Source organism: Streptomyces sp. NPDC001415, assembly GCF_053597395.1.
Map to the genome: position 1 here is coordinate 124,945 of NZ_JBSFIE010000013.1, position 25,059 is coordinate 150,003.

General features: G+C 71.2%; 25 protein-coding genes and 1 pseudogene. 17 read left to right on the plus strand and 9 right to left on the minus strand.

Annotated elements, in window-relative coordinates; genetic code table 11:
• Positions 1-4 precede the first annotated feature (4 nt).
• Positions 5-766, plus strand: coding sequence for a class I SAM-dependent methyltransferase (locus ACWC2B_RS19670; protein ID WP_450718179.1), 762 nt, complete (start codon positions 5-7; stop codon positions 764-766).
• Between the two features lie 125 nt (positions 767-891).
• Here the strand turns inward: ACWC2B_RS19670 and ACWC2B_RS19675 are convergent, their stop codons facing one another.
• Entirely contained in the window at positions 892-1,584 is a 693-nt protein-coding gene (locus ACWC2B_RS19675) for a maleylpyruvate isomerase family mycothiol-dependent enzyme (protein ID WP_450718181.1), read from the minus strand.
• Between the two features lie 153 nt (positions 1,585-1,737).
• On the opposite strand from ACWC2B_RS19675, the gene ACWC2B_RS19680 reads away from it, so the two are divergent.
• The 4 genes and pseudogenes from ACWC2B_RS19680 (at position 1,738) to ACWC2B_RS19695 (ending at position 4,138) form a co-directional block, all read left to right on the plus strand.
• Positions 1,738-2,322: a DUF2975 domain-containing protein gene (locus ACWC2B_RS19680; protein WP_450718183.1), complete on the plus strand. Its 585-nt coding sequence runs from the start codon at positions 1,738-1,740 to the stop codon at positions 2,320-2,322.
• The gene (locus ACWC2B_RS19685) at positions 2,322-2,546 is read left to right on the plus strand and encodes a helix-turn-helix domain-containing protein (protein ID WP_450718185.1); all 225 of its coding nucleotides are present in this window, start codon (positions 2,322-2,324) and stop codon (positions 2,544-2,546) included. Before ACWC2B_RS19680 ends, ACWC2B_RS19685 begins: the two co-directional genes overlap by 1 nt.
• A gap of 274 nt (positions 2,547-2,820) precedes the next feature.
• Positions 2,821-3,708, plus strand: a pseudogene (locus tag ACWC2B_RS19690) (AMP-binding protein); the annotation flags it as partial.
• A 103-nt stretch (positions 3,709-3,811) separates the two neighbouring features.
• A complete protein-coding gene (locus tag ACWC2B_RS19695) occupies positions 3,812-4,138 on the plus strand; it encodes an AMP-binding protein (RefSeq protein ID WP_450718187.1) in 327 nt (108 codons plus the stop codon).
• Between the two features lie 23 nt (positions 4,139-4,161).
• Here the strand turns inward: ACWC2B_RS19695 and ACWC2B_RS19700 are convergent, their stop codons facing one another.
• Positions 4,162-5,097 (minus strand): eCIS core domain-containing protein, encoded by a 936-nt coding sequence (locus ACWC2B_RS19700; protein ID WP_450718294.1) that lies wholly within the window; start codon positions 5,095-5,097, stop codon positions 4,162-4,164.
• 327 nt (positions 5,098-5,424) lie between these two features.
• Entirely contained in the window at positions 5,425-6,471 is a 1,047-nt protein-coding gene (locus ACWC2B_RS19705) for a glycosyl hydrolase family 18 protein (RefSeq protein WP_450718189.1), read from the minus strand.
• A 71-nt stretch (positions 6,472-6,542) separates the two neighbouring features.
• Here ACWC2B_RS19705 and ACWC2B_RS19710 point away from each other — a divergent pair, with 71 nt between their 5' ends.
• Positions 6,543-7,004, plus strand: coding sequence for a type II toxin-antitoxin system PemK/MazF family toxin (locus ACWC2B_RS19710; RefSeq protein ID WP_450718191.1), 462 nt, complete (start codon positions 6,543-6,545; stop codon positions 7,002-7,004).
• Positions 7,005-7,014: 10 nt separating this feature from the next.
• Here ACWC2B_RS19710 and ACWC2B_RS19715 read toward each other — a convergent pair whose 3' ends face one another.
• Positions 7,015-7,866, minus strand: coding sequence for a TIGR02452 family protein (locus ACWC2B_RS19715; RefSeq protein ID WP_450718193.1), 852 nt, complete (start codon positions 7,864-7,866; stop codon positions 7,015-7,017).
• Positions 7,867-8,002: 136 nt separating this feature from the next.
• Here ACWC2B_RS19715 and egtA point away from each other — a divergent pair, with 136 nt between their 5' ends.
• From egtA to egtD, 4 genes are read left to right on the plus strand one after another with little or no spacing between them, the layout of a single operon-like run.
• Positions 8,003-9,256, plus strand: coding sequence for an ergothioneine biosynthesis glutamate--cysteine ligase EgtA (gene egtA / locus ACWC2B_RS19720; protein WP_450718195.1), 1,254 nt, complete (start codon positions 8,003-8,005; stop codon positions 9,254-9,256).
• Positions 9,253-10,551 (plus strand): ergothioneine biosynthesis protein EgtB, encoded by a 1,299-nt coding sequence (gene egtB / locus ACWC2B_RS19725; protein ID WP_450718197.1) that lies wholly within the window; start codon positions 9,253-9,255, stop codon positions 10,549-10,551. The genes egtA and egtB overlap by 4 nt, the downstream gene beginning before the upstream one ends.
• Positions 10,551-11,303, plus strand: a complete 753-nt coding sequence (gene egtC / locus ACWC2B_RS19730) for an ergothioneine biosynthesis protein EgtC (protein ID WP_450718199.1) — start codon at positions 10,551-10,553, stop codon at positions 11,301-11,303. Before egtB ends, egtC begins: the two co-directional genes overlap by 1 nt.
• On the plus strand, positions 11,303-12,265 hold the full coding sequence (egtD, locus tag ACWC2B_RS19735) for an L-histidine N(alpha)-methyltransferase (RefSeq protein ID WP_450718201.1): 963 nt from the start codon (positions 11,303-11,305) through the stop codon (positions 12,263-12,265). Before egtC ends, egtD begins: the two co-directional genes overlap by 1 nt.
• 53 nt (positions 12,266-12,318) lie before the next feature.
• Here the strand turns inward: egtD and ACWC2B_RS19740 are convergent, their stop codons facing one another.
• The gene (locus ACWC2B_RS19740; protein WP_450718203.1) at positions 12,319-12,765 is read right to left on the minus strand and encodes a nitroreductase family deazaflavin-dependent oxidoreductase; all 447 of its coding nucleotides are present in this window, start codon (positions 12,763-12,765) and stop codon (positions 12,319-12,321) included.
• Between the two features lie 253 nt (positions 12,766-13,018).
• Here ACWC2B_RS19740 and ACWC2B_RS19745 point away from each other — a divergent pair, with 253 nt between their 5' ends.
• Positions 13,019-13,507 (plus strand): DUF2243 domain-containing protein, encoded by a 489-nt coding sequence (locus tag ACWC2B_RS19745; RefSeq protein ID WP_450718205.1) that lies wholly within the window; start codon positions 13,019-13,021, stop codon positions 13,505-13,507.
• A gap of 17 nt (positions 13,508-13,524) precedes the next feature.
• Positions 13,525-14,349, plus strand: coding sequence for a cytochrome c oxidase assembly protein (locus tag ACWC2B_RS19750; protein ID WP_450718296.1), 825 nt, complete (start codon positions 13,525-13,527; stop codon positions 14,347-14,349).
• On the opposite strand, the gene ACWC2B_RS19755 is transcribed toward ACWC2B_RS19750, so the two are convergent.
• The 3 genes from ACWC2B_RS19755 to ACWC2B_RS19765 all read right to left on the minus strand — a co-directional run bounded on the left by ACWC2B_RS19755 (position 14,329) and on the right by ACWC2B_RS19765 (position 17,732).
• Positions 14,329-15,690, minus strand: a complete 1,362-nt coding sequence (locus ACWC2B_RS19755; protein WP_450718207.1) for an NAD(P)/FAD-dependent oxidoreductase — start codon at positions 15,688-15,690, stop codon at positions 14,329-14,331. The two genes, ACWC2B_RS19750 and ACWC2B_RS19755, sit on opposite strands and share 21 nt — an antisense overlap.
• Positions 15,691-15,902: 212 nt before the next feature.
• On the minus strand, positions 15,903-16,394 hold the full coding sequence (locus tag ACWC2B_RS19760) for a peptidylprolyl isomerase (RefSeq protein WP_450718209.1): 492 nt from the start codon (positions 16,392-16,394) through the stop codon (positions 15,903-15,905).
• A gap of 84 nt (positions 16,395-16,478) precedes the next feature.
• A complete protein-coding gene (locus ACWC2B_RS19765) occupies positions 16,479-17,732 on the minus strand; it encodes an extracellular solute-binding protein (RefSeq protein WP_450718211.1) in 1,254 nt (417 codons plus the stop codon).
• Between the two features lie 242 nt (positions 17,733-17,974).
• On the opposite strand from ACWC2B_RS19765, the gene ACWC2B_RS19770 reads away from it, so the two are divergent.
• Positions 17,975-18,196, plus strand: a complete 222-nt coding sequence (locus ACWC2B_RS19770) for a dodecin (RefSeq protein ID WP_450718212.1) — start codon at positions 17,975-17,977, stop codon at positions 18,194-18,196.
• Positions 18,197-18,204: 8 nt separating this feature from the next.
• Here ACWC2B_RS19770 and ACWC2B_RS19775 read toward each other — a convergent pair whose 3' ends face one another.
• On the minus strand, positions 18,205-18,693 hold the full coding sequence (locus tag ACWC2B_RS19775) for a phosphatase domain-containing protein (RefSeq protein WP_450718213.1): 489 nt from the start codon (positions 18,691-18,693) through the stop codon (positions 18,205-18,207).
• A gap of 80 nt (positions 18,694-18,773) precedes the next feature.
• On the opposite strand from ACWC2B_RS19775, the gene ACWC2B_RS19780 reads away from it, so the two are divergent.
• From ACWC2B_RS19780 to ACWC2B_RS19795, 4 genes are all read left to right on the plus strand, one after another.
• Entirely contained in the window at positions 18,774-19,796 is a 1,023-nt protein-coding gene (locus tag ACWC2B_RS19780; protein ID WP_450718214.1) for an LLM class flavin-dependent oxidoreductase, read from the plus strand.
• A 55-nt stretch (positions 19,797-19,851) separates the two neighbouring features.
• Positions 19,852-22,194, plus strand: coding sequence for an ATP-binding cassette domain-containing protein (locus tag ACWC2B_RS19785; protein ID WP_450718215.1), 2,343 nt, complete (start codon positions 19,852-19,854; stop codon positions 22,192-22,194).
• 156 nt (positions 22,195-22,350) lie between these two features.
• Positions 22,351-24,099, plus strand: coding sequence for a carbohydrate binding domain-containing protein (locus tag ACWC2B_RS19790; RefSeq protein WP_450718216.1), 1,749 nt, complete (start codon positions 22,351-22,353; stop codon positions 24,097-24,099).
• A 250-nt stretch (positions 24,100-24,349) separates the two neighbouring features.
• Entirely contained in the window at positions 24,350-25,030 is a 681-nt protein-coding gene (locus tag ACWC2B_RS19795) for a hypothetical protein (protein WP_450718217.1), read from the plus strand.
• The last annotated feature ends 29 nt before the right edge of the window (positions 25,031-25,059 follow it).

Below are 25,059 nucleotides of genomic sequence, written 5' to 3' on the forward strand. Positions count from 1 at the left end.
GGGGATGACTGCCAGCTCACGCGCCCATTCGTTCAACGCGGCCGCTGACCAGTACGCGGCCAGCCGGCCTTCGTACCCGCCCGCGCTCTTCACTTCCGTCGAACAGTTCACGAGCCGTTCCCTGGCGGGATCCCGCGTCGCCGATGTCGGGGCGGGCACCGGAATCGCCACCGCTCTGCTGCGTGCGCACGGCGCTGACGTGATCGGCGTCGAGCCGGGCGACGCCATGGCCGCCCAGTTCCACACCGCGCTCCCGGATGTGCCGATCGTGAGGGGCGACGGCAACGCCCTCCCCCTTGCGGACGCCTCCCTCGATCTCATCACCTACGCGCAGTCCTGGCAGTGGACCGACACCGCCCGCTCGGTCCCGGAAGCGCTGCGGGTCCTGCGGCCGGGCGGTTCGCTCGCGATCTGGTGGAACACCACCGCCTTCGACGTGCCCTGGATCCGAGAGCAGCACCAGCGGATCGCGTGTCACTGCGGAGTGAAGCCGACGTCTCGGGAACGTCCCGACGACAGCGACGCCATCCGGCTCGCGGGCCTCTCTGGGCTCCGGGTCGCCCGCCGCCAAGTGCGGTGGAGTCGTACGGTCTCCCTCGACATGCACCTCGCCAACATCGGCAGCCGGTCCGCGTTCCTTGTCCTCGCCGAGGAGGACAAGCGTGCCTTTCTCCGCGAAGAGCGCGGGCGCCTGCGCGAGATGTTCCCCAACGAGGAGGTGGAAGAGGCCTACGTGGTTGATCTGCTGGTGGCCTCACGTCCGTGACCTGATGTGTGCGCCGCGGCGCTGGAGTTCGGGGAGGAACCGCACGGTGGAAGCCGTGTTGCCGACAACAGCGATGCGGCGGCCCGTCAGTTCGGCTCCGTGCGCCCAGCGGGCCGAGTGGACGGTCAAGGCGTCAGCGGGCCCGCAAGAGCCGCTGCTCCCGCCCCGCGGTCTCCGGACCACGAGATTGACGCATCGTCAGGGGACAGTCGGCCCCAGAGCATGAGCAGGAGCCGCTCCGCCGTCCCGGAGATCTCAGCCACCGGCTCGCCTGGACCGTAAGTCCAGGACTGGCCGGTGTCCGTGGCCCTCAGCCGGAGTGCACTGCACAGCGGTTCGGCTCGTCCGAGCTTGACCTGACGCGGCGCCATGGTGTCGAAGACCTCCGCCACGCCGTCTGCCGCGAACTCCGGGTTGAAAGGGGCAGCATCTCCGAGGGCGTTCTGTGCGTCCCAACGGTGGATCAGCATCTCCTGAGCGCGTCGCCGCTGCCAGAAGCCCACGGTGTGTGGCGGGTAGAAGGTCCATGCCTCGATGGCCGGATCAGTGTTCAGCACGGTCAGCAACTCGTCTGCCGAAGCGTCGAACCAGCCCCTCACTTCGGCGTCCACTCGCGGCGCGGGCGGCGCCTCGTAGTCGCCTCGCTTTTCAGTGACCGCAGCGGCGGCCCAGCGGTTGCCGTGGCCCATGTGCTCGGCGAGATCGCGCAGCGACCAGTCTCCACAGTGGGGTACCGGCAGACTCAGGTCCTGCGCGAGGCAGGCGCTGAACGCAGCGGACTCCTGGCGCAGCAGCTGGAGGTACGGAAGCGAAGTCATGGCGCTGACCCTACTCAGCCCCAACCCCTGGCCCCGCGCCCACCCCCGCCGACGCCTTCACCCCTACCCGACCTCGTCGACGGCCGCGGACTTGTCGAATATCGATATGCTCCGCTAGCTTGGGCATATCGAAAAACGATAGGGAGATGCACGGTGAACACACGGCTCACGAGGACCCTGGCCTCGGTGACCTTTGCGCTGGCGGTGCTCTGCGGGCTCGCCTTCGTCGGCACTGGGGTCACGCACATGCTGGACGACGGGGCGGTCTGCGTGCAGACGGAGTTCTGGCGCAATGCCTCACTGGCGGACCCTCTGCCGGTGGGCACGGGCGTGAAGGCGTCCAGCAGTGCCGCGCGCCTCTGCCAGGACAATCCCTCCACGGGACAGCGCGCCGCCGACCTCGGGGGTGAGCTGCCCTGGCTGCTGTTCGCCTCCCTCGCGCTGCTGCTCTTCTCCCGGATGCTCAAGTCCGTGGTGCGGGAAGGGCCGTTCACCGACGCGGTGTCGCGACGGCTCTCCGTTCTCGGCTGGTTCGTCACCGTGGGTACGCCGCTGGCCGGCCTCGCCGTCGGCTGGTCGCAGTCGTGGCTCGTCGGGAGCATGGCGCCCATCGTGGGTTCCGGGCCGACGGTCTCCGGGCCGCAGGCGCTCGTCCTCGCCGGCCTCGCCGCGGTGATCATGGGGAAGATCATGCGTGAGGGCGTGCACATGCGAGAGGACCTCGAAGGGACCATCTGATGCCCGAAGAGGAACCGCACGCGATCCGGATCCACCTCGACCGCCTCCTCTCCGAGCGCGGTATGACACTCACCGAGCTGTCCGCGCAGGTCGGCATCACCGTCGTCAACCTGTCCGTGCTCAAGAACGGGCGAGCCAAGGCCATCCGCTTCTCGACCCTGTCGAGGATCTGCGAGGTCCTTCAGTGCCAGCCGGGAGACCTGATCACCCACGATCCGGCCTAGCCAGCCATCCCCGACGGGGCAGAGTTCATGAAGTTCCCGCTGGTCAGCGGCGCCCGTTGGATCTTCTGCTGAGCGAATCCGGCGTCCCTGGTCGGGAAAGCGCATTGAGTGCAGGGGCGTCCGAAGGTTGGATTGCCGAGGTCGAGGCGGCCGGGCCGCTCCCCTGCGTCGAGTGGCCCGGCACCCGCCCACCGGGCCGTACAGAAGGAAGCGAGTGACATCCATGCTCAGCGGTTGCACGCCCTGGCCCGAGGAGTTCGTCGACCGCTACTGGATGGCCGGGCACTGGCGCGGCTACACGCTCGACAGCCTGCTGCGTGACCGGGCCCTGCGGTACGGGCCCCGGACCGCACTCGTGCACGGCGACACCCGCGTCACGTACGCGCAGCTGAACCGGCGCGTGGACCGCATGGCCGCCGGGTTCCGGCTGCGCGGCATGCGGCCCGGGCAGCGGGTCGTCGTGCAACTGCCGAACGTTCCCGAGTTCGTCAGCACCGTCTTCGCGCTGATGCGCGTCGGCGCGGTCCCCGTGTTCTGCCCGCTCTCGTACCGCGCACCCGAGGTGTCGCACCTCGTGCGGCTCACCGAGGCCGTCGGCTATGTCGCCCCCTCGACGTACGAGGGCTTCGACCATACGGCGATGGCTGCGGACATCGCGGCTCAAGGGCCCTTCCTGCGGCGGGTGTTCACCTATGAGCCGCCCGGCACCGCGTCCCCGTACGGCGGGTTTTCGACCGATGTGTCGAGCTGCCACTACTTCCCGCTGGCCTCCGTCGACTCACCGCCCGGCCCGGCGCCCGCGCAGAGCGCCGGCGAGGTGGCGCTCTTCCTGCTCCGCGGCACCACCGCCGAGACGCTCAAGATCGTTCCGCGCACTCACAACGACTACGCCTACCAGGCGCGGGCCGCCGCCGAGCTGGTGTCGCTCACCGAGAGCGACGTGTATCTCGCCGCGCTGCCCGCCGAGGCCGACTTCACCTTCGGCTGCCCCGGCATCCTCGGTACCCTCTCCGTCGGCGGCACCGTGGTCCTGGCCGACTCCCCGGAACCCGCCGAATGCCTGTCGCTCATCGAGCGGGAGCGGGTCACCATCACATCGCTCGAACCCGCCACCGCCGACCTCTGGATCGATCAACTACCCGCGTTCCAGGCCGACTTGAGCAGTCTGCGCCTTGTGCAGGTCGGCGGCGCGACGCCCTTGGCCCGGGCGAGCGCCGAACGGATCGGCTCCGAACTGGGCTGGCCGGCTCCAGCGGGTCCACGGCATGGCCGAGGGGCTGCTCATCCTCACCCGGCCCGACGGTCCGGACGAGAGCGTGCTCACCACGCGGGGCCGCCCGCTCTCCCCCGACGACGAGATCCGCATCGTCGACGGCGACGGCGAGGACGTGCCCGCCGGGGAGCCCGGTGAACTCCTCGCCCGGGGTCCGTACACCGTGCGGGGCTACTACCGGGCTCCCGACCACAACGCGCGGGCCTTCACCGCCGACGGCTACTTCCGGACCGGCGACGTCGTGCGGCGCACCCCGGACGGCGACCTGGTGGTGACCGGCCGCCTCGCGGAACGACCGGCCGGCCGGGAAGGCCTGTGACGGGCGGCCACCCGGCCAGTGGGTCACCTCGTCAGCGTGCCGTCCGGGACCTCGCGGACGGTGACCTTGTTGCGTTGCCTGTTCAGCGCGGCGGCCACGACGTCGCCGACGCCGACCGGGTCGTACAACTGCGGGGCAGGCGATTCGGAACGCTCGATGGCCTTCGTCAGGTACTCCGGGTTCCATGCCGAGACGGCTCCGCTGACCTCGACGGACTCCACCCGGCGCTTGCCGATGCGAGCCTTGATCACGGGCAGGATCTGGTCCGAGTACAGCTTCCCGTCCATCCGGAACAGGCTGGCGTGGCCGCCCACCTTGCCGCCGTCGCGCAGGTACGCGGTGATGACCAGGCAGCTGGTGACGCTCGGGTACGTGATCGTGCCGCCCGGGCCGACTTCGTCGACCTCTCCCTCGGCGATCGACACGGCGGTGTCACCTTCGGCGCGCTGTATCGCGACGTCCCCGGCCGCTTCCTCCGTGCGGCCCACATCGGCCCGCTGCACAGGCGCGCCGGACATCGCCCGCCTCGCGTTGGCCTCCGCCTCATGCTCGAAGCGGTCGGACGGGTCGGAGACCTTGAGTCCCGAGCCGTTGTCCGTACCGGCCACCGGGCCCTGGCGCTGCTGGATGACATGAGTCAACTCATGGGCCAGGGTGTGCTTGTCGGCCCCGCCCTCGCCGATGACGACATGACTGCCCGACGTGTACGCACGCGCTCCCACCTCCGCCGCCGAGGCCTTCGCGGCGCTGTCGTCGTGGATGCGTACGTCCGAGAAGTCCGCGCCAAGGCGGGACTCCATGTCACCCCGGGTCGCGTCGTCGAGCGGCTTGCCGCCCGAGCGGAGCACGTCATGGACCGCTGACCGCTGCACCTGGGGCTCCTCGGCCTGCTGATGGCCGCACCCGGCACCGTGCTGATGCCGCTCCTGCGCCCAGGGGTGTCCGGACTGACGGAGCATCTGAACCACGGCCGCGTTCCCTGCCGTGCCCTGCAGAGCGAGGTGCGGCCCACTCTCAGCTTCGGGCTTTTGGGTCGGCGTGCGCCCGTTCTTCTCCGCGGCGTTCTCTTTGGCGTTGTCTCGGTCGTGCAAGGGGGGCCTCTTCCCGCGCAGGAATCCAACTCCAACTCACCCTGGATACGCCCGGCTTGATCCGTCGGCCAGGTACCAGAGGGCAGTACGCGACTGGCCGAAGGGGCAGTCGGCAGGCTCGGAGCCTGTGCCGCGGACGCGGGCGGGGTCGAGACACACGCTCTCAGCCGGGCTCACGTCATATTCCAGCCATCTTCAGGCCTTCCCCAGGACCGGCCAGACCCCCGGATCCTCGAAGTTCAGGGCCCAGACCGTCGTATTGCGGATGCCGTAGCGGCGCAGCACCGGCAGGTCCGCGGTGATGCCCGCGGCGTCCTGGTACCAGACCTCGCGGACGTTCTCGTCCTCCTCGTACGTGAAGTGCGGGGTCTGGGAGTCCGGGTCGAGGCGGTAGGGGACGCCCTTCTCGACGCGCAGCGCCTCGGCCTCCCGCCAGGTGACGTGGCGGGTCTTGCCGCCGGGTACCCAGTCCCAGCCGTAGGCGGGCAGGCCCATCTCCAGCTTGGCGGCGGGGATCAGCGCGGTGGCCCGGCGCAGGATGTCGTCGTACCACTGCGGGCTGGCCAGCGGGCCCGCGTCGCCGCCCTGCCAGTGCAGGTCGTATCCCATGATGCGGATCTTGTCGGCGGCCTTGCCGAGCGCCTGGTAGTCCCAGATCCGGCCGGTGTTCGCGGTCTGCGGGGACACCGTGAGCACGCACTGCTTGCCCAACGCGTGGAGGCGTCCGCACAGTTCCCCGGCGAAGGCCGCGTAGGCGGCGCGCACCGTCGGGTAGTCCGCATCACCCGTCGGGGCGATTGACTCGTAGTCGATGTCGATGCCGTCGTACGACCGGCTGCGGACAAGGGCAAGCAGCGTCTCGACGTGAGTGGCGCGAAGCTGAGGGTCCGTGAGGATCGCCGCGAGCCCGCCGGACGTCATCGTCTCCATGACCGTCGGCACGACCTTGATGCCGGCCTGGTGCAGCCCGTCGATGATGCGGGTCTGGCCCGCGCCCGGGTGGCCGTCGATCTTGTCCGCCGCCTTCGCCTGGTACCAGAACGGGCTGACGGTGTGCAGTTGGGCGGCGTGCCGCAGCGCGTCCGCGTACGCGCCTTCCTGGTCCCAGTACGGGAGCCAGCCGGAGACGGTGCGCGGGAGCGGCTCGTCGGCGGATGCCGGGGGCTGGACGAGGGTGGTGAGCAGCGTGGCAGCCGCGCACAGGACGGCGAGGCGCAGACGTGCGCCGGAGCGAAGAGTCATGTGCCCGAGCCTGCGGCCCGCTCGGCGTACCCGCCCCGCGGGTTGGGCCGTACAGGCCCTACGGTGTCCGGATGACTGCGTATCTCGACGACCACACCGAACGTCCCCCGCTCCCGGGCCAGAGCGGTCCGACCGCCACCACCGAGGCCGATCCCCACGACGTGGGGGCGGTGCGCATGGGCTACGCCCCGGACCGCGACGGCGACCCCGATCCCGGCGAGATCGTCTGGACGTGGGTGCCTTTCGAAGAGCGCGACGGGCGCGGCAAGGACCGTCCGGTGCTTGTGGTGGCCCGCGAGGCGGCCGGCACGCTGCTCGCGGTGCAGCTGTCCAGCAAGCGGCACGACCACGACCGCGAATGGGTGCCGATCGGCGTCGGGCCCTGGGACCGGGAGGGCCGCGAGTCCTGGGTGGACCTCGACCGGGTGCTGCGGCTGCACGACCGGGGCATGCGGCGCGAGGCCTGCGCCCTGGACCTGCCCCGCTTCACCCTGGTCGCGGACCGGCTGCGCGAGCGGTACGGCTGGCGCTGAGAGCCTGCCGTCACGCGCGCCGGCAGCTCGGCGCCGCGCTACGGCTGAACGCCTCCTCGAAGGCGCTCAGGGTGCTCTGACCCTTCGTCCGGTCCAGGACCGCGAAGACGACCTCGTCGAAGTGGCCCGCGAACCGGCCGTCCCCGGTGAGGTGGTCGCGGAAGGCCGCGGCCACCCGCCCCGGGGCGTTGCGGAACACGCCGCAGCCCCAGGCCCCGAGCACCAGCCGCCGGTAGCCGTGCAGGACCGCCGTCTCCAGTACGCGTCCGGCACGCGCGTCGAGCACGGGCCCGATGCGGTGCTCGGCGTCGGGCGTACGGGCCCTGATCACCCCGGCGTTCGGGGCGGGCGAGGTCAGGAACCCGGCGAGGTAGGGAGCGTCGAGGAGGCGGCCCCGGTCGTCGCGGAACACCGGGACGCCGGGTGAGTGGATGACCCGGTCGGTGTAGAAGACGTCGCGGTCGCCGCGGTGCTGGGCGTAGAAGTCCGGGGCGCGCAGCAGGGTCGCGTACAGCGCGGACGAACGGCAGAGTGCTTCCTCCTGGGCCTGGGCGCCATTGAGGAAGCCGCCGCCGGGGTTGCGAGCGGAGGCGAAGGTCAGGACGGCGACCGCCCCGGCCTCCCCCTCGCTCACCATCCGCCGCGCGGCGTCCAGGCTGCTCTCCCCCGTCACCTCGATGCGCGTCACGCGGTCACGGTCCGGGGTGACGGCCAGCGGTTCCGGGCCGTGCAGGGTCGTGCCCGCGAGGGCGGCGGCCAGCGGCTGGGCGATCGACACGGTACGGCCGTTCTCGCTCTGGTACCGGCCGGTGTCGGTGATCTCCACCGTGTGGCGCGCGATCCCGCGCAGTCGTGCACTCATGAGGGGCATCGTGAACGTCCGCGGAAGATTGTCGCAATCGAATATCTGCCCGAGCAGGCGCTCTTGTGCGATGCGGCGGCGAAGACTTAGGTAGGACGGCATGTGTATTCGAGCCCCGGAAGGGGGGCAAGCGTCCATGAACATCCATGAGTTGACCGAGACAGAGGCCGACGACCTGCTGCGATGTATCTGTTTCAAGACGGGTCCGCCACGCACGGTCGGCGTGGAGCTGGAATGGCTCGTCCACGATCTGCACCACCCCCGGCTTCCCGTCCGGCACGAGCGTCTGGAAGCCGCATACGCCGCCTTACGCACTCTGCCGCTGCGGTCGCCGCTCACCGTCGAACCCGGCGGCCAGCTTGAGCTCAGCTCGCTGCCCGCCGCATCCCTCATGGAGTGCATCTCCACCGTCTCCGCCGATCTGACAGCGGTTCGCGCTGCCCTCGCGGAGCGCGGTCTCGCGCTCGTCGGCCTCGGTCAGGACCCCTGGCATCCGCCGCGCCGCATGCTGCGCCAGGCGCGGTACGACGCCATGGAAGCCCATCTCGACCGTACGGGTCCGGCCGGCCGGACCATGATGTGCTCCTCGGCCTCCGTCCAGGTCTGCGTCGACGCCGGGTACGAGGAGCCCGGTCCGCTCGGCTTCGGGCGGCGCTGGCTGATGGCCCATCTGCTGGGCGCGGTCCTGGTCGCCGCGTTCGCCAACTCCCCTTTAAAAAACGCAGAGTTGACCGGGTGGCGCTCCACCCGGCAGGCCAACTGGAGCGACATCGACCCGGTGTGTGCGCTCGCCCCGCCCCTCGACATCCCGCCGCGTGACGCCTGGGCCACGCACGTCCTGGACGCCCCGGTCATGTGCGTACGGTCCGAAGAGGGCCCGTGGTCGGCGCCGCCGGGACTCACCTTCCGGCAGTGGCTGCGCACCGGCCTGCCGCGGCCGCCCACCCGTACCGATCTCGACTACCACCTGACCACCCTGTTCCCGCCGGTGCGGCCGCGCGGCCATCTGGAACTGCGCATGATCGACGCGCAGCCCGGCGACGACGGGTGGACCGTGCCGCTCGCCGTGACCAGCGCGCTGTTCGACGACCCGGAGGCGGCCGAGATCGCCTACCGGACCGTCAAACCCCTTGCCGAGCGCGCCGGTTCACTGCCGGCACCTCGCAATCCGCTCTGGCGGGCGGCCGCCCACGACGGGCTCGCCGACCCCGAGCTGCGCGAGGCCGCCACCGCCTGCTTCGCTGCGGCGCTCGACGCCCTCCCCCGCCTCGGCGCCTCCCCGGAACTCCAGGACCGGGTCGCCGCCTTCACCGACCGCTATGTCGTACGGGGCCGATGTCCGGCCGACGACATCCCCTCGCCCGTCCCACCGAAGGACATCCGCATATGACCGACCCGGAGCTGCTCAGGGATCGCGCCCTGGCAGCACTCACCGCTGCGCGCGCCCGCACCGGCGTGCTCACCTCCAGCGTCGACGACCGCGAACTGACCGCGCAGCACTCGCCGTTGATGTCTCCGCTCGTCTGGGACCTGGCGCACATCGGCAACCAGGAGGAGCAGTGGCTGCTGCGTGCCGTCGGCGGGCAGGACGCGATCCGGCCCGAGATCGACTCGCTGTACGACGCCTTCGAGCACCCGCGTGCCGCGCGCCCTTCCCTTCCGCTGCTTGCCCCCGCCGAGGCGCGCCGGTACGCCGCCGATGTGCGGGGCCGGGCGCTCGACGTCCTGGAGCGCACCCCGCTGCGCGGCGGACCGCTCACCGATGCCGCGTTCGCCTTCGGGATGATCGCCCAGCATGAACAGCAGCACGACGAGACCATGCTGATCACCCATCAGCTGCGCAAGGGGCCGGCCGCGCTCACCGCGCCCGAGCCGCCGCCCGGCATCGAGGGTCTGCCCGCCGAAGTCCTCGTCCCCGGCGGCCCGTTCACCATGGGCACCTCCACCGAGCCATGGGCGCTGGACAACGAGCGCCCCGCGCACCACCGCATCGTGCCCGGCTTCCACCTGGATACGACCCCGGTGACGTGCGGGGCCTACCTCCGCTTCATCGAGGACGGCGGCTACCGCGACGAGCGCTGGTGGGAGCCGGCGGGCTGGGCGATGGTCCGCGAGCACGAGCTGGGCGCGCCGCTGTTCTGGCGCCGCGAGGGCGGCGAGTGGCTGCGCAGGCGGTTCGGGGTGACCGAGCCGGTACCGGTCAACGAGCCTGTTCTGCACGTCAGTTGGTACGAGGCCGACGCCTATGCCCGCTGGGCCGGGCGACGGCTTCCGACCGAGGCGGAGTGGGAGAAGGCCGCCCGCCACGACCCGGTCTCGGGCCGCTCGCGCCGCTACCCCTGGGGGGACGCCGACCCCACCCCGGCGCACGCCAACCTCGGCCAGCGGCATCTTCGCCCCGCGCCCGCCGGGGCGTATCCGGAAGGCCAATCACCGCTGCGCATACGCCAGTTGATCGGCGATGTGTGGGAGTGGACGTCGAGCGACTTCCTGCCCTACCCGGGCTTCGTGGCGTTCCCCTACCGCGAGTACTCGGAGGTCTTCTTCGGGCCGGGGCACAAGGTGCTGCGCGGCGGGGCGTTCTCCGTGGACGAGGTGGCCTGCCGGGGCACCTTCCGCAACTGGGACCTGCCGGTGCGGCGCCAGATCTTCGCGGGCTTCCGCACCGCGCGGGACGCCACCTGATGTGCCGTCATATTGCTTATACAGGTCCACTGTTGGGCCTGGGAGAGCTTCTCGTGGAGCCGCCGCACGGCCTCTACCGGCAGTCGTGGGCGCCGCGCCGCCAGCGCCACGGCACGGTCAACGCCGACGGCTTCGGAGTCGGCTGGTACGCGGACGGCGATCCGGTGCCCGCCCGCTACCGCCGGACCGGGCCCATCTGGGCCGACCAGAACTTCGCGGACCTGGCCCGGGTGGTGCGGAGCGGAGCGATGCTCGCGGCGGTCAGGGACGCCACCGAGGCGGGCGCGGACGGTGAGGCGGCGGCCGCGCCGTTCGCCTCAGGACGCCGGCTGTTCAGCCACAACGGCGCCGTGCGGGACTGGCCGCGCAGTGCGGCACCGCTCGCCGCCACGCTGCCCACCCAGGCCCTGCTCGGCCTGGAGGCCCGCTGCGACGCGGCGTTCGTCTGGGCGCTGGTGCTCAACCGGCTGAACAGCGGCGACGAGGCGGGGCAGGCGATGGCCGACACGGTCACCGAACTGGCCGCCGCGGCTCCCGGCTCGCGCCTGAACCTGCTGCTCACCGACGGCGAGACGATCACCGCGACCGCCTGGGGCGACACCCTCTGGTATCTGCACGCGCCCGGCCGTTCCACCGTCGTCGCCTCCGAGCCCTACGACGACGATCCGTACTGGCGCGAGGTGCCCGACCGCACCCTGCTCGCCGCCAACCGCACCGATGTCCTGCTCACCCCCCTCAAGGAGCCCCAGTAGTGCGCCCGTTCCAGCTGACCCGCACCCTGCCCGAGGACGCCACCGGGGCCGCACTGCGCGCCGATGTGCTGCACGGCCTGAACCGGACCCCCAAAACCCTGCCGCCCAAGTGGTTCTACGACGCGCGCGGCAGCGAGCTGTTCGAGGAGATCACCCGGCTTCCCGACTACTACCCGACGCGGGCCGAACGCGAGATCCTCACCGACCGCGCCGCCGAGATAGCCGCCGCGACCGGCGCGCACACCCTGGTCGAACTCGGATCGGGATCCTCCGAGAAGACCCGGTTGCTCCTGGACGCGCTGCCCGCGCCACTGACGTACCTGCCGGTCGACGTGAGCGAGAGCGCCCTCGCCGGGGCGGCCGAGGGGCTGCTCGCCGACCATCCGGGCCTGCGGGTCCACGCGCTGATCGCGGACTTCACCCAGGTCCTCGAACTGCCCGAGGCTCCGGGCCCCCGCCTGGTGGCGTTCCTCGGCGGCACGATCGGCAATCTGCTGCCCGCCGAGCGCGCCGAATTCCTCACCTCGGTACGGAAGTTGATGGAGCCGGGCGACTCCCTCCTCATCGGGACCGACCTGGTGAAGGAGGAGTCCGTCCTGGTCCGCGCGTACGACGACCCGACGGGGGTGACGGCGGCCTTCAACAAGAACGTGCTCAGCGTCATCGACCGTGAACTCGGCGCGGACTTCGACCCCGACGACTTCGACCATGTCGCACTGTGGAACCGCGAGGAGGAGTGGATCGAGATGCGGCTGCGGGCCCGCCGCGACGTGACCGTGAAGATCCCCGAGCTGGATCTGGTGGTCCCCTTCGCGGCGGGCGAGGAGCTGCGCACCGAGGTGTCCGCGAAGTTCCGCGAGGCAGGCGTACGGGCCGAGTTGACGTCCGCCGGGTTCGTGCCGTCACGCTGGTGGACGGATGCCGCCGGCCGGTTCGCGCTCTCGCTGGCGACCGCGGGCTGAGCGACCGTGCGGGCCCCGTGGCGCTCATGCCACGGGGCCCGCACGAGGGCCGGTCAGTGGCCGCCCGGCGCTTCTTCCAGGACGAAGACGGGGATCTCACGGTCCGTCTTCTTCTGGTAGTCCGCGTAGTTGGGGAACGCCGCTACGGCCCGCTCCCACCACTCGGTCTTCTCCTCGCCCGTCACCTCACGGGCCGTCATGTCCTTGCGTACGGTGCCGTCCTGGAGCTCCACCCTGGGGTCGGCGACGACGTTGTAGTACCAGAGGGGATTGTTGGGAGCACCGCCCAGCGAGGCGACCGCCGCGTACCGGCCCTCGTGCTCGACCCTCATCACCGGGGACTTGCGCAGCTTGCCGCTCTTGGCGCCGCGCGTCGTGAGCAGCACCACGGACATGCCGTGCATCGTCATGCCCTCGGTGCCGCCGGACCGCTCGATGAGTTCGACCTGTTCGCGCACCCACTGGGCGGTGCTCGGCTCGTACTCGCCGTCGAGAGGCATGGTGGGGTCCCTTCGTCGTTGAACCTGCGGACCGGCCCGCTTCGGCCGACTCGTCTACAACAACGATGCCCCCTCCCGTCTTCCCTGCGGCGCGGCGACACCGGCGGGGCCGGGGGAAGGCCGGATCGGGACGTACGGGGCGGAAAGGCTGGATCCGGACGCTTGTTCGTGCCGGGGGGCGGGAAGCGGGACCGGGTGTGCTTGTTCCGCGTCGGACGATCTTCCGCAGACCCCTACCGAGGACGTGCCGCCGATGGCGACTCCATCCGCTTCCAGGACCACCCCGCAGCAGCCCAAAGGACTTCGCCTACCTGCCCGTTCGGCCTGGTCCGGCGTGCTCATCGGCGTGGGCATCGCCGCGTTCGTCGATGAGACGGTCTTCCACCAACTGCTCCACTGGCACCACTTCTACGACCGCTCGACACCGGACGTCGGCCTGGTGTCGGACGGGCTCTTCCACGCCTTCGGCTGGTTCGCCGTGGTCATCGGACTGTTCATGGTCGCCGACCTGCGCCACCGGGCGGGCCTGGTGGGGCGCGCGCTGGCCGGGGGCATCCTGACCGGCGCGGGCGCGTTCCAGCTGTACGACGGCACCGTCCAGCACAAGCTGATGGGGCTGCACCAGATCAGGTACCACGTCGACCTCACGCCGTACGACCTGACGTGGAACATCCTCGCCGTGGTGTTCCTCGCGATCGGGGTCCTGCTGCTGCGCGCGGCCTGGCGGCCCAACCACCGTTAGGAGTACAAGAGTTGACGGTGCATCACCATGACAGCGGGCAGCCGGGCGGGGTCGCTCTGCTCGCGGCCGGGTTCGCGCTGGGCGGCGGGGTCGCGTATCTGGTCGCGGCGGCCCGACTGCGGCGCCGCGGGGATCGCTGGCCTCCGGTGCGGGACCTCTGTTTCGCCGCGGGCGCCGCGGTCCTCGTGGCGGCGGCCCTCGTCACGCCGCCGGGCGGCCCGTTCACGGCCCACATGGCCCAGCACGTGGCCACGGGGATGGCGGCGCCGCTGCTGCTCGTCCTGGCCCGCCCCATCACACTCACCCTGCGCTCCCTGCCGCCGGGCGGGCGGCGCCGGCTTCTCGCCGTCCTGCACTCGCGGCCGGCCGGGGTCCTCGCGAACCCGCCGGTGGCCGCGCTGCTCGACCTGGGCGGGCTGTGGATCCTCTACCGCACCCCGCTGTTCGCCGCCGCACACGAACGGCCGTGGCTCGCGGTCCTGGTCCACCTCCATGTCTTCGCGGCCGGGCTGCTGTTCTCGGCCGCCGTGTGCTCGCTCGATCCGCTGCCGCGCCGCCATGGCATGGTCCTGCGGTCGGCCGCGCTGGTCGGAGCGGGCGGCGCGCACGCCGTCCTCGCCAAGACGCTGTACGCGACCGCTCCGCCCGGCACCGGGTTCGCACCGGGCGACCTCTCGGCCGCCGCCGAGCTCATGTACTACGGCGGCGACCTCGTCGAGATCGCCCTCGCGGCCGTCGTGGGGCTCCAGTGGTACGCGGCCGGCGGCCGGCGCCTCGCACGCGAGGGCCGCCGCACCGCCGGGACCGGGGAGCCGTCGGCTTCACCCTCCTACGGTCAGTGAAGCCGTGTGCGCGCGGACCTGCTCCGGGGTCAGATAGGCGTCGGTGTACTCGAAGTCCTTGAGCGTGGCGGGCTTCTGCGCCTGGAAGCCCGTGCGGACGAAGTCGTCGCCCGCGACCGCGTTCAGCAGCCAGTTGGTCAGGACCCTGGTCTTGGCGACATTGGTGCGCAGCGCCGACCAGTGGTAGCCGCGGGCCACCGCCTGGGCGGGCAGGCCGCGCAGTTCGATGCCGAGCGGCTTGGAGACGGCGTCGTGGCCGCCGAGGTCGACGACGAGGCCGAGGTCCTTGTGGACGTACGGCTTCAGCGGCTGGTTGCGCAGCGAGGCGATGATGTTGTCGGCGAGCCTGGGGCCCTGGCGCATGGCGTGCTGCGCGGTGGGCGGGCAGAAGGCGCCCTCGCCCTTGGCGAGGTCGGGCACGGCGGCGGCGTCGCCGAGCGCGAACACCCCGTCGAGGCCGGGCACGGTCATCTCGGGGGTGACCAGGAGCCGGCCGCGTTCCGTCTCCGCGTCCAGCGTGCCCACCAGCGGGCTGGCGGCGACGCCCGCCGTCCAGATGAGGGTGCGGCAGGGCAGGACGCGGCCGTCGGTGAAGGTGACCTTGTCCGCACCGGCCTCGGCGACGGACACCCCGAGCGACACCTCGATGCCGCGCTTCTGAAGGATCTCCAGGGCCGCCCTGCCGAGCTTGTCGCCGAGTTCCGGCATGAGCTTGGGCGCGATGTCGATGAGGTGCCACTTGATCTGGCGCGGGTCCAGGCGCGGGTACTTCCTGACCGCGTGCTGGGTGATCCGCTGAAGGCAGGCGGCGGTCTCGGTGCCCGCGTAGCCGCCGCCGACCACGACGAAGCGCAGCCGGGAGGCCCGCTCGTCCTCGTCGTCGCTCGCGTCGGCCAGGTCGAGCTGGGAGATGACGTGGTCGCGGATGTACGCGGCCTCCGCGAGGGTCTTCATGCCGCGGGCGTGGTCGAGCAGCCCGGGGATGTCGAAGGTGCGGGTCACGCTGCCGGGGGCCAGAACGATGTGGTCGTACGGCTGGTCGAGTGTCTCGCCGGTGATCTTGCGGATGACGCAGATCTTGGCCTTGGGGTCCACGCCGATGGCGCCGCCCGGGATGATCCGGGTGCGGTGCTTGGCGCTGCGCCGAAGCGACACGGCCACCGACTGCGGAGTCAGCACCCCGGCCGCCACCTGCGGAAGCAGGGGCAGATAGAGCTGGTAGGAGAACGGGGTGACCAGGGAGATCTCCGCTTCTCCCGGTTGGAGGCGGCGTTCCAGGCGGCGTACGCATTCGACTCCTGCGAAGCCGGCGCCTACGACGAGAATCCTCGGTCGTGCCACGGTGTGCGTCCTTTCCCTGGGACCTGCGAACGGGGACGAGAACTGGGCCGTCCACTGCCCGAGTGCCCCTGACCGGCGTTCGCCAACACCCCCATAGTGATCAACGCGGCGCGGCGGCACCACCGAATGCACGAACCCGGCGACAGGAAACGGCGCCGCCCGCCCGGGGTGGACCCGGTCGGACGGCGCCGTTCATGTGGGTGGGGCAGGCGTCAGGCGACGGTGCCGCTCTCGCTGATGACGACGTCGGCGCGCGGGGCGCCGCTGGGGGTGCCGAGCGCCTCGATCTGCTTGACGAGGTCCTGGCCCTCGACGACCTCGCCGAAGACGACGTGCTTGCCGTCGAGCCACGGCGTGACGACGGTCGTCACGAAGAACTGGGAGCCGTTGGTGTTGGGGCCGCGGTTGGCCATCGACAGCAGGAACGGCCGGTCGTGCTTGAGCGAGAAGTTCTCGTCCTTGAACGTGGCGCCGAAGATGCTCTTGCCGCCGGTGCCGTTGCCGTGCGTGAAGTCGCCGCCCTGGAGCATGAACTCGGGGATGACGCGGTGGAAGGCGGAGCCGGCGTAGCCGTAGCCGTTCTGGCCGGTGGCGAGCTCGCGGAAGTTGCGGGCCGTCTCCGGGACGACGTCGTCGAAGAGCCGGAAAACGATGCGGCCGGCCTTCTCGCCGCCGATGGTGATGTCGAAATAAACGTTCTGCATGGGCCCCATCCTGACATCAGCAGCCCCATGACCCAATCCCGGCTCACCCCGTCGGCTCCGCCGTGACGCGAAACCGGGCCCGGTTCAGGGGAACAGCAGGGTCGTGATCCGGTCGGACGCGGCCTTCGCGGCCTTCTTCGGATCGGCTCCGTTCAGGACGGCCGTCATGTACGGCTTGATGGGGTTGTCGGCCTCGACGGCCGCCCACTGGGGCGAGTTGGGTGTGGCCCGCCCCTGCGCCGCGCCCTTGGCCATGGCGGCGGTACCCGCCTGACCCTCGACCGCGCGGGCGAGCGTGGACTTGTTGGGTACGTAGTTCATCGTCGTGGCGAGATCCGTCTGCCACTTCTCGCCGGTCAGCGCCGCGACGACCTGGACCGCTTCGGCTCTGTGCCTGGTCTTCCGCGGAACGATCAGGTCCGAGCCGCCGGTGAAGACCGCGCCCGGCCTGGCCTCGGTGGGCCCCGGGATCGGGAAGTAGCCCAGCTTGTCGGCGAGGCGGGGGTTGGCCTTCTGGATGGCCTTGGCGGCGCCGGGCACCGCGATCAGCTGGGCGACCTTGCCCTTGGCGAAGACCTCGGCCTGCGGCGGGGTGGCCTCGTCGGCGTTCCTGGGGCCTCCGCCGAGCGCCTGGAGCTGCTTGTAGAACCCCATGCCGCGCAGCGCGGCCGGGCTGTCGAGCACGCCCTTCCAGTCACCGGTGTCCTCCTGCGCGAACTCCCCGCCCTCGTCCCAGACGAAGCCGGCCAGGGTGTACCAGTCCTGGCCCGCGAGGTAAATGCCTTGCGTGGAGCCGGAGTTGAGCTTCGCGGTGTCGGCGAGCCACTGGGCGCGGCTCTTGGGCGGCTCGGTGATTCCGGCGGCGCCGAACAGGTCCTTGTTGTAGATGACGACGCGGTTGGCGGCGTACCACGGGATGCCGTACTGCATCCCGTCGACATTGCCGGGCTGGGCGAGGCCCGGTAGCCAGTCGCCGCTGCCCCAGTCGCGCAGCGACTCCAGGGTCATGTCGAGCAGGCCGCCGCTCGCCGCGTACTGGGGCACCTGGGTGTTGCCGACCTCGATGACGTCCGGCGCGTCGCCGCCCTTCAGGGCGGCCGCGATCTTCTCGCCGATTCCGGTCCACTCCTGGATCCGGACATCGAGCTCGACGCCCTTGTGCTCCTTCTCGAAGCCCTGCTTGAAGCGCTGTACGAAGTCGTCGGAGGCGCTGTCCTTCATCAGCCAGACGGTGACCTCGGTGGTGCCGTCGCCGAACCCCGGAATCGCTGCGCAACCGCTCAGGGCGCATACCGAGACAAGGGCTGCGGAGCAGGCGAGAGCACGACGGATCTTCACGAAAGGTCACCTTCTGCGTGTGGGCAAGCAGTCATGACCCGACGTGGGGGCAAGCCCGATGTGGCTTGTTCGGGTGTGGCTCGTGAGTTTGGTATGGACCAATGGGGCGGTCAAGCCCCGGAGGGGACCGAACTTTTCCGGCCACCGCCGGACCGGCGCGTCCCGGGGCGCGGGGCCGCTGTCTCGCGGAGTGCGGCCGGGTGGGGCACCGTGGAGTAACGCGACGAGAGGAGAGCACCTCCATGTCCAACCACACGTACCGCGTCAGCGAGATCGTCGGCACCTCCCCCGAGGGCGTGGACCAGGCCATCCGCAACGGGATCGCCCGCGCGGCGCAGACCCTGCGCAACCTGGACTGGTTCGAGGTGACGCAGGTCCGCGGCCAGATCGAGAACGGCGTGATCGAGCACTACCAGGTCGGCCTCAAGGTCGGCTTCCGGCTGGACGACGACGCGGAGGTCTGAGCGGTCCCTCAGGTGCGCCCTTCGCGCTCCTGGGCGTCCTTCAGCGCCTCGCTGGCGGCGGTCCACCGGGCCCGTACGACGCGGAAGCCGGCCTGCTCGGCGGCGTCGCACACCAGCTCGTCGTCGTCGACCAGCATGCGGATCTCGCGGCTCCGGCCGAGCCCGCGCAGGATCTGCAGCTTGGTGACGCGGGCCGGGCGCCGGTCGTCGTTGCGCCGCATGTGCAGGGCGCCGGCCGGAAGCGCCTGCTCGGCGAGCCAGGCCAGGGTGTCCTCGCGGCAGCGTTCGGGCCGCCCGGTGAGATAGACCACCTCGCACTCCCCGGCGGCTTCCCGGCACAGCGCGACGCCCTCGGCCAGCGGGGGGTCGGCGGGCGCCGCCGCGAAGAACGCGTCCCAGTCGCGGGGCCTCCGGTCGAGGAAGCGCTGGCGGTGGGAGCTGTCCGCGAGCGTGCCGTCCAGGTCGAAGACGGCCAGGGGCCGGGTGTTGTCGATCACGCCCCCAGGCTAGAACCGGCCATCCGAACAGCGGTCGGCGGGGCGGGGAATCATGGCGCGTCCCAGACGTTGAACCCTGTGTGACCTCAGTGATCGCGACGACCCGTTTCTCCGTGCTCGACCGCTCGCGCATCCGCGCGGGGCACGACGGACCGCAGGCCCTGCGGGACACCGTGGCCCTGGCCCGCGAGGCCGAGCGGCTCGGATACCACCGCTTCTGGGTCTCCGAGCACCATTCGGTGCCCGGCGTCGCGGGCTCCGCGCCCACCGTCCTGGTGGCGGCCGTGGCGTCGGCCACCTCCGCGATCCGGGTCGGCACCGGCGGTGTGATGCTGCCGAATCATCAACCCCTGGTCGTGGCCGAGGAGTTCGGGGTTCTGGAGTCGCTCTTCCCGGGGCGGATCGACATGGGGCTCGGCCGTTCGGTGGGCTTCACGGACGGGATCCGCAGGGCGCTGGGCCGCGACAAGAAGGACGCCGACGACTTCGGCGCGCAGCTGGCCGAACTGCTCGGCTATTTCGACGGGACCCAGACCGCGCACCCCCAGGTCCACGCCCGCCCCGCCGAGGGCCTCGCCGTCCCCGCGTTCGTCCTTGCCACCGGGCAGGGCGCCCTCGTCGCCGCCGAGGCCGGGCTCCCGCTGGTCATCGCGAACGTGCGTGGTGAGGACGCGATGCTGCGGGCCATCGACGCCTACCGCGAAGCCTTCCGTCCCTCCGCGCACGCCGAGCGTCCGTACGTCGTGGTGTCGGGCACGGTCGCCGTCGCGGACACCACGGAGGCCGCCCACCGGATCCTGGTCCCGGAGGCCTGGTCGACGGCGTACTCCCGTACCCGCGGCGAGTTCCCGGCGCTGTCCCCGGCCGAGGACATCCTCGCGCGGGACATGACCGACGGCGAGCGGACCCTGTTCGCGGACGCGCTGCGCAGGCAGGTGTACGGGACCGAGGAGGAGGTGGCCGAAGCCCTGGAGAAGCTGATCGAGCACAGCGGCGCGGACGAGTTCCTCGTCACGACCAGCACGTACGACCGCGAGGCGCTGCTCGGCTCCTACCGGCGCCTGGCCCGGATCGCGGACCTGGCCGCCCGTCGGGACGCCTGACCGCGGACTCCCGGCCGAAGATCGCACGCCGTCACCCGAACCGTAGAATTCCGGTATGCAAACCCCCTCTGACCCGTACGTCCGTGTCCGCGGCGCCCGCGAGCACAATCTGCGCGGGGTGGACGTCGACATTCCGCGTGACTGCATCGCCGTGTTCACCGGTGTCTCCGGGTCGGGGAAGTCCTCGCTCGCGTTCGGCACGATCTATGCCGAGGCGCAGCGCCGCTACTTCGAGTCGGTCGCGCCGTACGCGCGCCGGCTGATCCATCAGGTGGGTGCGCCGAAGGTCGGCGAGATCTCGGGGCTTCCGCCCGCCGTCTCCCTGGAGCAGCGCCGCTCGGCACCCTCGTCGCGTTCGTCGGTCGGCACGGTGACCACGCTCTCCAACTCGCTGCGGATGCTGTTCTCGCGGGCCGGCGACTATCCGGCGGGCGCCGAGCGCCTCGACTCGGACGCCTTCTCGCCCAACACGGCCGCCGGCGCCTGCCCCGAGTGCCAGGGCCTCGGCCGCATCCACCGCACCAGCGAGGAACTGCTCGTTCCCGACCCCTCGCTGTCCGTCCGCGAGGGTGCGATCGCCGCCTGGCCGGGTGCCTGGCAGGGCAAGAACCTCCGCGACGTACTCGACACGCTGGGCTACGACGTGGACCGCCCGTGGCGCGAGCTCGATCAGAAGGACCGGGACTGGATCCTGTTCACCGACGAGCAGCCGGTGGTCACGGTGCACCCGGTGCGCGAGGCGGGCCGCATCCAACGCCCTTATCAGGGAACGTACTTCAGCGCCCGGCGCTATGTGATGAAGACGTTCGCGGAGAGCAAGAGCCAGACCCTGCGGGCGAAGGCCGAGCGGTTCCTGACCGCGGCCGACTGCCCGGTGTGCGACGGCAGCCGACTGCGTCCCGAGGCGCTCGCCGTCACCTTCGCGGGCCGCACGATCGCCGAGCTCGTCGCCCTTCCGCTCACGGCGCTGGCCTCGTTGCTCGCCGAGGCGGACGGCGGCCCGACGGCAACGGCGCTCACCACCGACCTGCTCTCCCGCATCGGCCCCGTGCGGGAACTGGGCCTCGGCTATCTGAGCCTGGACCGGACCGCGCCCACCCTCTCGGCGGGCGAGCTCCAGCGCCTGCGGCTCGCCACCCAGCTGCGCTCCGGGCTCTTCGGCGTCGTGTACGTCCTGGACGAGCCCTCGGCGGGGCTGCACCCGGCCGACACCGAGGCGCTGCTCACGGTCCTCGACCGGTTGAAGGCGGCGGGCAATTCGGTGTTCGTCGTGGAGCACCATCTGGATGTGGTGCGGCACGCGGACTGGCTGGTCGACGTGGGTCCGCTGGCCGGTGAGCACGGCGGCCGGGTGCTGCACAGCGGCCCGTTGGCGGAGCTCGCCCGCGTCGAGGAGTCGGCGACGCGCCGGTTCCTCTTCGACCACTCCCCCGCGCCGCGCCGCGCGGTCCGCGAGCCGCGCGGCTGGCTGGAGCTGACCGGCGTGACCCGGCACAATCTGCGCGGCGTGGACGCGGCGTTCCCGCTCGGCGTGTTCACGGCGGTGACCGGCGTCTCCGGTTCCGGCAAGTCCACCCTGGTCGATGCGCTGAGCGAGCAACTCCCGGGCGTAGGACGGCTTGTGAGGGTGGATCAGAAACCGATCGGCCGCACCCCGCGTTCCAATCTGGCGACGTACACCGGGCTCTTCGACGTCGTACGGAAGCTCTTCACCGCCACCGACGAGGCGAAGGCGCGCGGCTACAAGGCGGGCCGGTTCTCCTTCAATGTGGCGGGCGGCCGCTGCGAGACCTGCCAGGGCGAGGGCTTCGTGTCGGTGGAGCTGCTCTTCCTGCCGAGCACATACGCGCCCTGCCCGGACTGTCACGGCGCGCGCTACAACCCCGAGACCCTCGAAGTCACCCACCGGGGGCGCAACATCGCCGAGGTCCTCGACCTCACCGTGGAGGCGGCGGCCGAGGTCTTCGCGGACACCCCGTCGGCCACCCGCAGTCTGGACGCGCTGCTCGACGTCGGCCTCGGCTATCTGCGGCTCGGCCAGCCCGCCACCGAACTGTCGGGCGGCGAGGCCCAACGCATCAAGCTGGCCTCGGAGTTGCAACGGGTGCGCCGCGAGCACACGCTGTACGTCCTCGACGAGCCGACGACGGGACTGCACCCGGCTGACGTGGAGATCCTGCTGCGCCAGTTGCACGGCCTGGTCGACGCGGGCCATTCGGTGGTGGTCGTCGAGCACGACATGAGCGTCGTCGCGGGCGCGGACTGGATGCTCGACCTCGGCCCGGGCGGCGGCGACGAGGGCGGCCGCATCGTGGCCGCGGGCCCGCCGGCCGAGGTCGCCGGCTCGGGTTCGGGCCGCACGGCGCCGTATCTGGCGAAGGCCCTGGCCGAGAACTGACCCACCCCGGGCACCGTGAACTCGCCGTCGCCGCAGACCAGTTGAGCGTCGAGGCAAACAGCGGGGAATGAATTGGCCTAGACCCTTGACCGACTGTTGGTCCAGACCAATCATGGGGCGTCCGCACCCTTCTCTCACCCCCGTCGGAGAGCCCCGATGAGACGTCCGAGATCCGTCCGCGCCCTGCTCGCCACGCTCAGCACCGTCGCCGCGTCCGCCGGCATCGTCATCGGGGCCGGCGGCGCCGCGCACGCCGCCACTCCGCTCCCCGCCCACGTCTTCGCGCCGTACTTCGAGGCGTACTCCTCCGACAGCCCCGCCGATCTGGCGCAGAAGTCGGGCGCCAAGTACCTCACGATGGCGTTCGTGCAGGCCGACGCGAAGGGCTCCTGCACCCCGTACTGGAACGGCTCGACCAGCCGGCCGATCTCGCCCTCCGTGTTCGGCGCCGACATCTCCACCATCCGCTCACGCGGCGGCGACGTCATCCCGTCCTTCGGCGGGTACGCGGCCGACAACGGCGGCACCGAGATCGCCGACAGCTGCACCGACGTGGACTCGATCGCGGCCGCGTACGAGAAGGTCGTCACGACCTACGACCTCTCCCGGCTCGACATGGACATCGAGGACAACTCGCTGACCAACAGGGCGGGCATCGACCGCCGCAACCAGGCGATCAGGAAGGTGCAGGACTGGGCGGCTGCCAACGGGCGCTCCGTGCAGATCTCGTACACCCTGCCCACCACCACGGGCGGGCTCGCCGACAGCGGGCTCGCGGTGCTGAACAGCGCGGTGAAGTACGGCGCGAAGGTCGACGTCGTGAACATCATGACCTTCGACTACTACGACGGCGCCACGCACAACATGGCGAACGACACCCAGACCGCCGCCACCGGCCTCTACAACCAGTTGGCCTCCCTGTACCCCGGCAAGTCGGCCGCCCAGTTGTGGGGCATGGTCGGCGTCACCGAGATGCCCGGCATCGACGACTACGGCCCGGCCGAGACGTTCACCACCGCCGATGCCACCGCCGTCTACAACTGGGCCACCTCCAAGGGCATCAACACCCTCTCGTTCTGGGCCCTCCAGCGCGACAACGGCGGCTGCCCCGGAACCGGCGGCCAGGACACCTGCTCCGGCATCGCCCAGGACCCGTGGTACTTCAGCCACACCTTCGAGCCGTTCACCGGGGGCGGCGGGCCCGTCCGGGACGACTTCTCGGTGGCCGTCGCGCCGGGCTCCGCCTCCGTCGCGCCCGGCGGCTCCACCACCGCCACGGTGAGTACGGCGGTGACGTCCGGCAGCGCCAAGTCCCTCGCGCTGACCGCCACCGGCGCCCCGGCCGGAGTGACGGCGACGCTCAGCCCGGCCTCGGTCACCGCGGGGGCCTCGGCCCGGCTCACGGTCAGCGCGTCCGCCGCGGCCGCGCCCGGAACGTACCCCATCACCGTCACGGGCACGGCCGGCACGCTCGCCCACTCGACGACCTTCACGCTCACCGTGTCAGGCTCCGGCGGCAACCCCGGCGCGCTCGTCAACGGCGGCTTCGAGAGCGGCTCGCTCGCGCCGTGGACCTGCGACAGCGGTGCCGGTGTGGTGTCGAGCCCGGTGCACGGCGGCTCGTACGCCCTGAAGACCGCGCCCACCTCCGCGCAGACCGGCGAGTGCGCACAGACACTCACGCTGACCCCCAACACCACGTACACGCTGAGCGGTTGGGTGCAGGGCAGCTACGCCTACCTCGGGGTGCGCGGGGGCGCGACCGGCAGCACCTGGACGAGCTCCAGCGGCTGGTCCAAGCTGACGGTGCCGTTCACGACCGGCACCTCGGGCACCGTCACCGTGTACCTGCACGGCTGGTACGGACAGGGAGCGGTGTACGGGGACGACCTCTCGGTCAGCTAGGTCAGCCAGGAACCGCCGCTCTCGCGTCAGAGGCCAAGCCCCGGTGCCATCGCCGCGGCGGCACCGGGTGGGCGTCGGCGCCTTGCTGACGATCTGTAGCACGGCAGCGGCCGCCGGCAACCTGATACTTCGTCAACTTACTGGCGGGCAGCCGCCTTTCGGCCCCTCCGCCCCCGGCCCTACTCTCAAGTCACCCGAGTTCCTCCTCGCACCCCCACTCATCGAATCCGTTCGACCGAGGAGTCCCCCCATGGCAATACGCACCTCACGCGCGCTCGCTCTGCTCGCTCCGGCCGCGGCGGCCACCCTCGTACTCGGCGGCACGACGGGCGCGAGCGCCCTGTCGGACGCCGGGCCGACCACCGTGACACCGGCCGGCCACTCCTTCGCGGCCCAGCTGACCGGTCAGGCCACCTTCAAGGCCGGGTCCACCACCATGACCTGTACGATCTCGGCGTCCGTCCCCACCACGGGCGCCAACAACCAGATCCCGGCCGCGCCCGGCAACCACAACGACGCGGGCGCGGTGTCCGTACCCATCAACCCGCCCGGTTTCAGCGGGTGTTCGACCAGCATCGGCGGGGTGAGTGTCACCGTCAGCAGCAACGCCGACAACGGTTCGTGGAGCATCTCGGCCCAGAACGGTACGCCCGTCGCGGCCGGACTGACCATGCCCAAGGGCGGCTTCGTCCTCAAGACCAGCGGCCTGGCCGCCTGCACGATCACCGCGTCACCCACCGGGTCCACCACCGTCCCCGGCACCTGGACGAACGGCGCGCCCTCCTCGCTGGCCATCGCCGACGCACCCGTACCGGCGACGGTGACCGGCGGCTTCCTGTGTCCGACAGGCGACCAGACGGCCACCTTCTCGGCGACGTACAACATCACCGACACGACCGACCCGGCCCAGCAGATCACCGTAACGGGCTGATTTTCAGGGGTGGTTGAGAACGCGGGACG